The 12,254-nt window shown below is 65.5% G+C and carries 9 protein-coding genes; 6 read left to right on the forward strand and 3 right to left on the reverse strand.

Annotated elements, in window-relative coordinates; translation table 11 throughout:
* Nucleotides 1-44: 44 nt before the first annotated feature.
* Nucleotides 45-1,595 (reverse strand): tryptophan halogenase family protein, encoded by a 1,551-nt coding sequence (locus tag ACTHLA_RS04910; protein WP_440185968.1) that lies wholly within the window; start codon nt 1,593-1,595, stop codon nt 45-47.
* A gap of 7 nt (nt 1,596-1,602) precedes the next feature.
* Nucleotides 1,603-2,688, reverse strand: a complete 1,086-nt coding sequence (locus tag ACTHLA_RS04915; protein WP_440185969.1) for a GAF domain-containing protein — start codon at nt 2,686-2,688, stop codon at nt 1,603-1,605.
* Nucleotides 2,689-2,997: 309 nt separating this feature from the next.
* Between ACTHLA_RS04915 and adh the strand changes: the two genes are divergently transcribed.
* Nucleotides 2,998-4,515: an aldehyde dehydrogenase gene (gene adh / locus ACTHLA_RS04920; protein ID WP_440185970.1), complete on the forward strand. Its 1,518-nt coding sequence runs from the start codon at nt 2,998-3,000 to the stop codon at nt 4,513-4,515.
* A 37-nt stretch (nt 4,516-4,552) separates the two neighbouring features.
* Here the strand turns inward: adh and ACTHLA_RS04925 are convergent, their stop codons facing one another.
* Nucleotides 4,553-5,548 (reverse strand): LacI family DNA-binding transcriptional regulator, encoded by a 996-nt coding sequence (locus ACTHLA_RS04925; protein ID WP_440185971.1) that lies wholly within the window; start codon nt 5,546-5,548, stop codon nt 4,553-4,555.
* An 83-nt stretch (nt 5,549-5,631) separates the two neighbouring features.
* Between ACTHLA_RS04925 and ACTHLA_RS04930 the strand changes: the two genes are divergently transcribed.
* From ACTHLA_RS04930 to cckA, 5 genes are all read left to right on the forward strand, one after another.
* Entirely contained in the window at nt 5,632-7,659 is a 2,028-nt protein-coding gene (locus ACTHLA_RS04930; RefSeq protein ID WP_440185972.1) for a TonB-dependent receptor, read from the forward strand.
* Nucleotides 7,660-7,776: 117 nt separating this feature from the next.
* Nucleotides 7,777-8,040, forward strand: a complete 264-nt coding sequence (gene fliQ, locus ACTHLA_RS04935) for a flagellar biosynthesis protein FliQ (RefSeq protein ID WP_440185973.1) — start codon at nt 7,777-7,779, stop codon at nt 8,038-8,040.
* A gap of 38 nt (nt 8,041-8,078) precedes the next feature.
* Complete coding sequence (gene fliR / locus ACTHLA_RS04940; protein WP_440185974.1) at nt 8,079-8,891, forward strand: flagellar biosynthetic protein FliR; 813 nt, start codon at nt 8,079-8,081, stop codon at nt 8,889-8,891.
* Nucleotides 8,884-9,972 (forward strand): flagellar biosynthesis protein FlhB, encoded by a 1,089-nt coding sequence (gene flhB, locus ACTHLA_RS04945; RefSeq protein ID WP_440185975.1) that lies wholly within the window; start codon nt 8,884-8,886, stop codon nt 9,970-9,972. The genes fliR and flhB overlap by 8 nt, the downstream gene beginning before the upstream one ends.
* A 111-nt stretch (nt 9,973-10,083) precedes the next feature.
* Nucleotides 10,084-12,222, forward strand: a complete 2,139-nt coding sequence (cckA, locus tag ACTHLA_RS04950) for a cell cycle histidine kinase CckA (protein ID WP_440185976.1) — start codon at nt 10,084-10,086, stop codon at nt 12,220-12,222.
* Nucleotides 12,223-12,254: the final 32 nt, after the last annotated feature.

Genomic DNA, 12,254 nt, shown 5'->3' on the forward strand with positions numbered 1-12,254 from the left:
GCGCTTCCCCACTCACTGGGAACAGCGCCCAAAAGCGGCGTCGTTCAGGCGCTTTCCCGAAAGCCATGCGCGTAGATCTGCTCGATCAGCGCGCGATGCGGTGGCAGGTCGAGCGTGGCGCGCTCGCCGAACTGGCGGATGCGGTTCAGCATGCGTTGCGCCGCCTTGCCTTCCGCGTTTTCGGCGGCGGGAATGTGCGTCTCAAAACCCATGCCGTAAAGGATGTACTGATAGTTGAACCAGGCGAAGGTCTCGGCGTCGAGCCGGAAATCAAATCGGCTGGGCGGGCGCCGCCGCCATTGGGCCAGCCGTTCGCTCAGACGTTCCGGGATCGAGGCCGGATCGCGGTTGTCGCGCCAGAACGGCTCTTCGCGCTGGCTGAGAACGTAGTGCAGCTTCAGGAAGGTCGTTATGTTCTCATAGCGCTCGCGCATCAGGGCGTTGAAGCGTTCGGCGGGCGCGCAGACCGGACCGGAAGCGGGCAGCATCTCGGCGATCATGCTGGCGGCCAGTTCGATCAGCACAATGCCGGTGGCCTCCAGCGGCTCGACAAAGCCGCCCGACAGACCGACCGCGACACAGTTCTTCACCCACGGCGTCTCGCGCCAGCCCGGCTCGAAGCGGATGACGCGCGTTTCGACTTCCGCGCCGCCCAGATGAGCGCGCAGCACGGCCTCGGCGCGCGCGTCGTCGCTATGGGCGCTGGAATAGACATGGCCGACGCCGCGCGTATGGCCAAGGCCGATGTCCCAGCTCCAGCCCGCCTCGTGGGCATTGGCCAGGGTGTAGCTTTCCAGTGGCGCGTCAGGACGTGGATAGGGCGCGCGGCCGACCACGGCGCGGTCGGCGAACAGGATGTCGCGCACATTGCGGAACGGCGTCTGAAGCGCCTTTTCGATCAGCTCGGCGCGGAAGCCGGTGCAGTCGATATAGAGATCGGCGGCATGCGCTCCGTGTCGTTCGGTCGTCACGTTGGCGATGGCGCCGTCCGCGTCCAGCGCGACATGGCTGATCGCATCCGCAATATGGCGTACGCCCAGAGCCTGCGCGCGCTGCGCCAGCACCTCGGCCAGACGGATTGAGTCCATGTGGTAGGCATAGTTGAGCGGGCCTGTGAAGGCGCCTTCGTGCGGGCGTTTGGGGCCGCGACCCGCCTCGGCGACGCGTTTCTGAAAGGTCATAGCCTGGGCGAAGGGCGGACGCGAATTGGCCGGCAGGCGCAGCCAGTAGGCCAGGGCGGCGCCGTCTTCGAAATAAGGCGCTTCGAACGGATGGAAAAAGTGTTCGCTTTCACCGATGCGCGGCGTCCGCACCCAGTTGTTGAAACGTATGCCCTGTTTGAACGTGGCGGAGGTCCGCCGCATGAAGTCGGCTTCATCGACGCCAAGATGGCGCAGGGTCGAGCGCAGGGTTGGAAAGGCGCCTTCGCCGACCCCGATAGCGGCGATGTCGGGCGATTCGATCACGGTGATGCGCGTCGGCCCCAGAAGGCCGGACTCGAAATGTCGCGCCAGCAGGGCGGCGGTCAGCCAGCCGGCGGTTCCGCCGCCAAGGATCAGGATCGTGCGCATGGCGGCACTATCGGCGCGACGCATGGCGGCGTCAACCGCCGGGATTGAGGCGGCGATACAGGGTCGAACGATGCACGCCCAGACTGCGCGCGGCGGCGCTGATATTGCCGCCATATTGCGCGACGGCGCGGCGCATGGCCGCCAGTTCGATATCTTCGAGGCTCGGCGCCCCCAGTTCCGTCGTTGACAGGGTTTCCGGCTGGCTCTGGCGCGCGTCGAGCTGGGCGAAATAGTCGCGCCCGTCGGCGCCGCGCAGCCGCACCGCGCCGTTCCAGCCCTGCGCCAGGGTTTCGGCCTGCGTTTCGAACACCTCCTCGACCTGCACCTGATCGAGATGATCCCAGGTGCGCCCGACCAGCGACAGGCCGCGCCGGTTGGCGGCGACGATCACGCCGTCGCGGAAGACCAGTATGCCTTCGCGCGATGCGCCCAAAAGGTGCGGATCGGTCTGGAAACGCAGGGTCTGACAGCCATCGAAGCCGCCGCGAAACAGGCGATGCTCGATCTGCTCGACCGCCATGCGCACCATACCGAGGACGTAGCCGCCCTGCGTATAGGCGGGGGTTGAAATATCGAGCACGCCGATCGTGGCGCCGCGCGGGTCGATAATCGGCGTCGCCGCGCAGCTCAGGGCGCCGTGGCCGTTGAAATAGTGTTCGGCGCCGTTGACCGCCACCGAGCGACGCTCGGCGATGGCCGTGCCGATGGCGTTGGTGCCGTTGCCGTCCTCGCTCCACTGGGCGCCGGGCCGCAAAGCCACCTGCGCGGCCTTGTCGGCGAAGCTGGGATCGCCGACCGCGTCCAGCACCTCGCCGCGCGCATTGGTCAGGATGACGATGCCGGACAGGTCGCGCGCCTCGGCGTGCAGCATGTCCAGCTCATTGCGCGCCAGACGGCGCAGCGCTTCATGCTTTTCCTGCAACAGCCGCAGTTCCGACGCGCTGGCGGCGTCGGGATGCGGCGTCGTTTGCGCGTCGAGACCCATATTGGCGCAGCGTATCCATGAACGCAGAATGGCGTGGCTGATCTGATCTACAGGTAATCCCTTGCCGCCGAAAAAGACCTCGCGCGCGCGTTCGATCTTGGCCTTTTCGACTCTGAGCGCGTCTGACGGCATCGCGCATGACTCCCTTGTGGCGCCTTATGTGCGCACCTGATTATCTTTCGACATAACCGCGTTTCATATCGGGCTTGCAAGTGTGATCACACGGATTATACGGCTATTTTACCTAGCGTAAGACGGTCTGTCGCACGATGCGACACATGGTCTCGTCCTGTCGTTGCGCGCGACAGGCGTAACGCTGTTCGGATCGCAAAAGCGTGATCGACCACGCGCCCGCGTCAGCTTGCGCTTGAGAGTCGCCGGGGCCGGGCGCAGCCTGCCTGATGAGCTGGGGCTAAATCCAGTCACCACAGGAGGACCATCATGACCAAGTTTGAACGCGCCATCGGCGCGGCGACGCCTTTCAAGACAAAATACGGCAACTATATCGGCGGCGAATGGCGCGATCCCGTCGAAGGCCGCTGGTTCGACAATACGTCGCCGGTGAACGGCAAGACCCTGTGCCAGGTCGCGCGCTCCAGCGCCGCCGATATTGAGCTGGCGCTGGACGCCGCCCATGCGGCCAAGACGGCGTGGGGCCGCACCGATGTAACGACGCGCGCCAATATCCTCTTGAAGATCGCCGACCGCATGGAGGCCAATCTCGGCCTGCTGGCCGAGGCCGAGACCTGGGACAATGGCAAGCCGATCCGTGAGACGACCGTCGCCGACCTGCCGCTGGCCATCGACCATTTCCGCTATTTCGCCGGCTGTCTGCGGTCGCAGGAAGGCTCTCTGTCCGAGATCGACCACGACACCGTCGCCTACCACTATCATGAGCCGCTGGGCGTGGTCGGTCAGATCATTCCGTGGAACTTCCCGTTGTTGATGGCGTGCTGGAAGCTGGCCCCGGCGCTCGCGGCGGGCAATTGCGTGGTGCTGAAACCCGCCGAACAGACCCCGGCCAGCATCATGGTTCTGGCTGAGCTGGTCGGCGACCTTTTGCCGCCGGGCGTGCTGAACATCGTCAACGGCTTCGGCCTGGAGGCGGGCAAGCCGCTGGCTTCATCGAAACGCATCGCGAAGATCGCTTTCACCGGCGAGACCTCGACCGGGCGACTGATCATGCAGTACGCCTCGGAAAACCTGATCCCGGTGACGCTGGAGCTGGGCGGCAAGTCGCCCAACATCTTCTTCGACGACGTCGCCATGCACGATGACGATTTCTTCGACAAGGCGATCGAAGGCTTCGTCATGTTCGCGCTCAATCAGGGCGAGGTCTGCACCTGTCCGTCGCGCGCCCTGATCCAAGAGTCGATTTACGATAAGTTCATGGACAAGGCGCTCAAGCGCGTCGAGGACATCGTTCAGGGCGATCCGCTCGATCCGGCGACGATGATCGGCGCTCAGGCCTCCGGCGAGCAGCTTGACAAGATCCTGCGCTATATCGAGATCGGCAAGAGCGAGGGCGCGGAAGTTCTGACCGGCGGCGTGCAGGCGAAGTTTGGCGGCGAGCTGGACGGCGGCTATTACATCAAGCCGACCGTGTTCAAGGGCCACAATAAGATGCGCATCTTCCAGGAGGAGATTTTCGGGCCGGTCGTGTCCGTGACCACCTTCAAGGATGAAGCCGAAGCGCTGGCCATCGCCAATGACACGATGTTCGGCCTCGGCGCGGGCGTCTGGAGCCGTGACGTGCAGCGCTGCTACCGCATGGGCCGTGGCATCGAGGCGGGCCGGGTGTGGACCAACTGCTATCACGCCTATCCGGCGCATGCAGCCTTTGGCGGCTACAAGCAGTCGGGCATCGGGCGCGAGACGCACAAGATGATGCTCGACCACTATCAGCAGACCAAGAATGTGCTGATGAGCTATTCGCCGAAGAAGCTGGGCTTCTTTTAAGGAAGGGCGCCCTCTCCCTGCTCTCGGGGAGGGGGCTTTACACCGTCGCCGTGCTGTCGCGGATCACCAGTTCGTGCGGCAGGGTCTCGACCACGGGCTCTGAGCGCTGGCCGTTCAGTATGGCCAGCAGGGCGGCGACGCAGCGCTGGCCGATGGCGCGCATCGGCTGGCGCACCGTGGTCAGGGGCGGGGCGGTGAAGCGCGCCGCGCCGATATCGTCGAAACCGACCACTGAAATGTCCTGCGGGCAGGACAGGCCCGCCTGCCGCAGGGCGTGCAACGCGCCCATCGCCATATCGTCGCCAAAGCAGAAGATGGCGGTGGGGCGCGGGGTTTGGGCGATAAGACGCGCCGTGGCCTCGGCGCCGCAATCCATGCTGTAATCGCCATTCAGACAGGTCAGATCGGCCTGCGCGTCATGCCGCGCGGCGCTGGCGGCGACGCCTGTGAAGCGGTCGCGGCTGACCTGGCTGCTGACGTGTCCGCCTATCACAGCGATGCGACGATGCCCCAGGCTGTAGAGATAGTCCATGACCTCCGAGGCGGCGCGGGCGTTGTCGATACGCACCACCGACAGCGGATGGGCCTCGTCGCATTCGCAGCCCTGCACGATCGGCGCGCCCGGCGTGTCCGCCAGCGGCGCCAGCGCGTCGGGCAGACGATGGCCGAGGCAGATCAGGCCGTCGGCCTCGCGCCGCCGCAAAAGGCCCGCACAGGCGTCGCCGCTGTCGGGTCCAGAACCGGCGTCGCTGAGCAGCACCGTATAGCCCGCCGCCGAGGCGGCCTCCTCGGCGCCGCGAATAATGCTGGAGAAGAAGATGTTGGTGATGTCCGGCACGGTCAGGATGAGCCGCGAGGTCTTGAGCGTGCGCAGATTGCGCGCCAGGGCGTTGGGCGCATAGCCGAGGCTGTCCACGGCCTTGGTCACGCGCGCCCTTGTGTCCGGCGTGACGTGCGCATAGCCCGACAGCACGCGCGAGACGGTGGCCGTCGAGACGCCCGCCAGTTTCGCCACGTCCTGTATGCTCGCCAAGGCCGGAATTCCTTTTTCAACTTGTCCTATTGACTGTTTACGGCGTTCCGGTCTGCCCTGCCACCGGAAAAGCAGGAGATGCGATGCGGCTGACGGCGATCATGATGGCGGGGCTGGGGTGGGCGGCGGCGGCGCACGCCCAAACCACCGAAGTGGTGGTGCGCGCCAACCGCTTCGACGCCTACAGCGGCGACGCCGCCTTCAGCGCGATCGACGCGGGCGCGGCGGACATGCGGGCCGCGCCCGATCTCGACACGGCCCTGAAGCGCGTCGCGCAGGCTGAACTGTTCCGGCGTTCGTCGTCGAACACCGCCAATCCGACGGTGCAGGGCGTCGGCCTGCGCGCTCTGGCGCCGTCGGGGGCGGGGCGCGCGCTGGTGACGCTGGACGGGGTTCCGCAGAACGATCCGTTCGGCAACTGGGTGATCTGGGCCGCCATCCCGCAGATGGGGTTGAGCCATGCGCATATCGTGCGCGGCGCGGGCGGCGGCGCCTATGGCGCAGGCGCGCTGACCGGGGTGATCGACCTCGACCTGACGCCGCCGCAGGCGCTTGAGCCTTACCTGCGCGTTGAAGGCGGCGAACATGGGAACGGGCGGCTCGACGCAGGCGGCGCGCTCGGCGATCTGGCCGTCTATGGCATGACTCAGAGCCTGCACGGCGACGCGCCGATCCGGGGTGGCGCGCGCGGGGCGGCGGACGTGGCGACTTTCAGCCGCGACGCGGCGCTGAGCGTCAATTATCAGCGCGATCTGTGTCCGCTGGGCCAGTGCGGGCGGCTGGACCTTCTGGCCGGGAGCTATGACAGCCGCCGCGACACCGGGCTGGCGGGCGCAAGCGCGACGGCGCGCGGCGACAGCTACAGTCTGAGCTTCACGCGCAGCCCGACGCCGCAGACGAATGGTTTTCGCGCCCAGATCTGGCGCAAGACCTCGGACCTCGGCAATGTCTCCGTCTCGGTCGCCGATGACCGCAGCGCGACAGCCCTGGCCAATGATCAGGTCAAGACGCCCGCGACAGGGACCGGCTTCAACCTCGCCATCCGCCATCAGACGCCCGCGCTGGAATGGGAGATCGGCAGCGATGGCCGCTTTTACGACGGCGAGTCGCGTGAATTCTATCGCTATATGGCGCGACAGGCGACGCGCTACCGCGTCTCCGGCGGGCGGACCTCGGATATAGGGCTTTATGGTGAAGCGACGCGGGCGGCGGGCGCATGGCGGCTGACGGCGGCGCTGCGCGGCGATGTCTGGCGGACCTATGACGGTCATCGTCATGAGACCGATCTGACGACTGGCGCGGCGGTCCTCGATCTGGCGCCCGCCGCGCGACGCTATGCGGTGGCGACGGGACGGCTGGGCTTGACGCGCGATCTGTCAAAAGGTTGGCAGGCGCGCGCGGCGGCCTATACCGGTTTTCGTCCGCCCAGCCTCAACGAGCTTTACCGTCCGTTCCGCGTCGGCAATGACGTGACCGAGGCCAATGCCGACCTGAAGCCGGAGCAGCTCAAAGGCGTCGAGATCGGCGTCAGACATAGCCGGACGCTCGACGCCGACCTGTTCTGGAATGTGGTGGACGATCCAATCGGCAATGTCACCCTCGGTCAGGGACCGGCGACCTTTCCGACAGCGGGCTATATCCCGGCGGGCGGATCGCTGCGTGAGCGGCGAAATGTCGGTCGCATCCGGGCCTGGGGTCTGGAGGCGCGCGGAGACTGGCCGGTGGCGCCGCATCTGAACCTGACCCTGTCCGGCGTCTGGACGCATGCGCGCATCGCGGACGCCTATGACAATCCGCAACTGAACGGGCTGCAACCCGCCGAGGCGCCGGATTACACGGTCAGCCTTGGCCTTGACGGCGGGCGGGGGCGCTGGCGCTGGGCCGCCGATGCGGCGCTGGACGGACGGGCGTTCGACGACGATCTGAACCAGAAGCCGCTCAAGCCATCGCAGCGGCTCGACCTGACGCTGGATTACGCAATCACGAACCGCCTGACGCTTGAGGCTCTGGCGCGCAATGCGTTCGACAGTCGCATCGCCATCGCCAATCGCGGCGGCCTGATCAGCTACGATACCGGACGGCGCGTGAGTCTGGCCCTGATCTGGCGCTGATGGGGATAAATGCCGACGGGGCTTAACGGCGGCGCAGAATCTCCCCACAGCTTAATCCGGCGTTAACCGTTCGGTCGGCAATTTCTGCCCATTAGCGGTTGAGCGAATGAGTGGATTATGAACGGCGCGGATTTTCTGGCATTTGGGCGCGACGCCATCTGGCTGACCCTGCAATTGTGTACGCCGATCCTGCTGGTCGGTCTGGTCATCGGCGTCGCCATCGGCCTGTTTCAGGCCCTGACCCAGATTCAGGAAGCCACACTGATCTACGCGCCGAAGATTATCGGCGTCTTTCTGGCCCTGCTGCTGCTGCTGCCGCTGATGGGCGCGCTGATGGCCGGCTTCATGCACGAGGCCGTCAACAAGATCGCGGGCATGTAATGTTTCTGGCCGCGCTTCCTCTGCGTTTGCCCGGAGGCTTGTCTAGCGGCGTGGACAGCGGCGACCTCAACAGCCAGATCGTATCGGTCTTCGGAACCTCGTCGCAGCTCTGGATCACCGGGCTGATCTTCCTGCGTCTGGCCAGTCTGGTCATGCTGGTGCCGGGTATGGGCGATCAGTCCGTGCCGCCGCGCCTGCGCCTCGGCTTTGCGCTGCTGCTGGCCCTGGCCCTGTCGCCGCTGGTCGGACATACCCTGCCGCCCATGCCCGCGACGCTGGGCGGCATGACCGGTGTGATTTTTCATGAGGTGCTGATCGGCCTGATGCTGGGGACGCTGATGCGCGTGCTTCTGTTCACCCTGACCACGTCGGGCGAGATTATCTCGCTGCACAGCGGCATCTCCTTCGCCCAGACCGCCAACCCCGCCGAGGCGCAGCCCTCGTCGAGCATCGGCACGTTTCTGGCCATGCTGGGCCTTGTGCTGGTCTGGTCCACCGATATGCACCACCTGTTCATCCGCGCCATGGTCGATTCGTTCAGCATCTTTCCGGCGACGAAGCCGATCATGTACGCCGACGGCGCGACCCTGATGGTGCGCACGGTGGGCGAGACCTTCACCCTGGCCATGCAGATGGCCGCGCCGATCATCGTGTTTTCGCTGATCTTCAACATCGCCACAGGTTTCGTGGCCAGAATCATGCCGAACTTTCCGGTCTTCTTCGCCGCCACGCCCTTATCGCTGATCGTCAGCCTGGCGCTGCTGGCTCTGGGGCTGGGCGGCATGGGCATGGCCTTCCTGAACCATTATCAGGATCTGATGGCCATCTTCGTCAGAGGGCCGCATGGCTGAGGGCTCCGAAGGCGAAGACAAGACAGAACAGGCCTCCGGCCGGAAGCTCGAACAGGCGAGGGCTTCCGGTGACGTCGCCAAATCGCAGGATCTGCCGCAGGCCCTGTCTCTGGTCGGGGTGTGCGGCCTGCTGGCCTTTCAGGGCGGGAATATCTGCCGCGACCTGGCGGGCGATCTCGTCCCGTTCATCGCCCATCCCGAAGCCCTGCTCGGCTCTTTGCAGGGCGACGGCGGGATGACCATTGCGCACGACCTGTTCATGGACATCCTGCCGATCCTGCTGATGATTCTCGGCACGGCGATCGTGTTCGGCGTGGCGGGCAATGTGCTGCAAACCGGACTGATGTTCGCGCCGGAAAAGGTCGGTTTCAACTTCGGCAAACTGGCGGAAAAGTTCAACCTGCTTGAAAGCTTTAAACGCCTGTTCGGCCTCGATGGCCTCATGCAGTTTTTCAAGACGGTGCTGAAACTGCTGGCCACCGCCTTCATCGTCTGGATGGTGTTGAAGAACCGGGCGAACGACCTGCTGGCCCTGACCGGCGCGTCGCCCATGCTTATCCTGCCCTATACCGGCGAAGCCTTTCGGGCGATGGCGATCGCGGTCTGCGTCTTCCTGATGGTCGGCGCGGGGGCCGACTATATGTGGCAACGCTTCCGCTTCATGGAAAAGATGAAGATGTCCAAGCAGGAGGTGAAGGAAGAATACAAGCAGACCGAAGGCGATCCGCACATCAAGGCCAAGCTGCGCGCCCTGCGTATCCAGAAATCGCGCCAGCGCATGATGGCCAATGTCGCCAAGGCGACCGTGGTGGTCACCAACCCGACCCACTACGCCGTGGCGCTGCATTATGAGCTGGGCGAATCGGTCGCGCCGGTCTGCGTCGCCAAGGGCATGGACTCGGTCGCCCTGCGCATCCGCGCCGAGGCGGGCAAGCACGACGTGCCGATCGTCGAAGACCCGCCGCTGGCGCGCGCCCTTTACGCCAGCATGGAGATCGATGACGTGATCCCCGAAGCGCACTTCGCCGCCGTCGCCAAGCTGATCAGCTTTATCCTGGCCAGGAAGAAGCGCGGCTTCTGAGGCTTGACCGCATGCGACTCATGGCGGGCAAATGGGGTATGATGCTCAAGTGATTCGCGTGACAGGCGCGCCGGTTACCGCCGCGCGCCCCGTTCCAAGAGGTGCCTTCGTTTGTCCTTAGCCACGCCCGCCGCCGCCGCGCCTCTGAAGGGCGCAGACCTCATCGCCCGCCTGCGCGGCGCGGCGACGCCCCGTTCGTTCGCCATGGCGGGCGCCATAACCCTGTGCGTGTGTCTGGCCATGTGGCTGGTCGCCGGACGGCTGCCGCCGGGCGCGATCCTGGCGGCGCTGCTGGTCGCCTTCGCGGCGGTGATCCTGCTCGGCGTCTTCGCCTTCGCCAGCGAGCATGAGGTGTTGAGCCACGAAGGCTTTCGCGCCGACGACATCGCCAGCGCTCTGACCGAACCGGCGGCGGTCGCGGCCTATGACGGGCATGTGCTGGCGGTCAACGCCGCCTGGCGCGACGCGGGCGGCGATGCGCGCCGTCTGCCGCGCGGCGATGCGGCGCCGGGACTGTTCACGGCGCTGCGCGAAGCGAAGGCGCAAGGGACAGGGCGCGCGCTCGTGCGGCTTGGCGGTTTCGATTACGAGATGGTGGTTTCCCGGCTGGGCGAGGACATGGCTTTGGTGCGCGCCGCCTCGCAAGGCGTGCTGGGCAACGGCCTGATGCTGCGCCATGAGGGCGCGGTTCAGGCGGTCGAACACGCAGGTTTTCTGGCCGCGCCTGAGACGGTTTCAGACCTGCCCGAAGCCCGGCTCGACGCCTTTGCCGAGGCGGCGCCGTTCGGCGCGGCGGTGGTTAAGGGCGTGGACCTGTTTTCGGCGCAGATCGAGGATTTCAATACCGCTTTCGCCGCCCTGGCCGAAAAAACGCCCGACGATCTGACCGGCATGGATTTCGCTCACCTGGTGACGGAAAATTCGCGCGCCGATCTAAAGGAAAAGCTGAAATCGGGTAAGGCCGGGCCGTTCGACATCAGTTTGAGCGTCAAGTCCGACCGCGCCCTTCAGGTCTATGTCACCCAGGTGGCGGGCGGTTTCAGCCTATATCTGTTCGACGTCTCCGACCAGAAGAAGCTGGAGCAGAACCTCGTCCAGGCCCAGAAGATGCAGGCCATCGGCCAGGTCGCGGGCGGCATGGCGCACGATTTCAACAACCTGCTGACCGGCTTCAAGTTCCGCAACGACCAGCTTCTGCTCAACCACCCGCTCGGCGATCCGTCCTATGAGGATCTCAACGGCACGCGCCAGATCATCGCCCGCGCCGAGGATCTGGTGCGCAACCTTTTGGCCTTCGCCCGCAAGCAGACCGTCAAGCGCGTGACCCTGAATGTCGGCGAAATGGTGTCCGAAGCCGAGGTGCTGCTGCGCCGTCTGGTGCGCGAGGATGTCAAGCTGGAAACCGCCTATGGCCGCAACCTGCCCAATGTCCATGTCGACAAGGGGCAGATGGAAATGGTCATGATGAATCTGGTCGTCAATGCCCGCGACGCCATGCGCCCGCAGGGCGGCGGCAAGGTGTCGATCCGCACGGCGGCCCTGTCGCAGGACGAGGCGAAGGCGCATGGCTGGAGCGAGGCCCCGGCGCAGGGCGCGGCCCTGATCGAGGTCAGCGACACCGGCCCCGGCATCCCACCGGAGATCGTCGCCCAGGTGTTCGAGCCCTTCTTCACCACCAAGCCGCAAGGGGAAGGCACCGGTCTGGGGCTTTCGACTGTCCACGGCATCATCAATCAGGCGGGCGGCCATATCCTGATCGACACCGCGCCGGGGCAGGGCGCGACCTTCCGCATCTTCCTGCCGGTGTGGATCGAGACCGAAAAGCCCACCGAGGCGCCTGCGCCCGAAAAACCCGCCAAACCCGTGCCGAAAGACCTGTCCGGCGTCGGGCGCATCCTGTTCGTCGAGGACGAGCAGATCGTGCGCGGCATTGCGGCGCAACTGCTGCGCCAGCGCGGCTATGAGGTGCTGGAGGCGGCCGACGGCGAGGAGGCGCTCGACATCATCGAAGCCGAGGGCGGCAAGTTCGACCTGCTGATTTCCGACGTCATCATGCCGGGACTGGACGGGCCGTCCATGCTCAAAAAGGCGCGTCCGCTGATCGGCGACGTGCCGGTCATGTTCATTTCCGGCTATGCGGAATCGGAGTTTTCCGACCTGCTGGAGGAGGAAAAGAACGTCTCCTTCCTGCCCAAGCCGCTCGACATCAAGACGCTGGCGGAGCGGGTCAAGGAACAATTGGCCGCTTAGGAAAATCGCGGTCTTTGGTCCGCGAGTGCGTT

Source organism: Asticcacaulis sp., from assembly GCF_051956075.1.
Classification (GTDB): Bacteria; Pseudomonadota; Alphaproteobacteria; order Caulobacterales; family Caulobacteraceae; genus Asticcacaulis.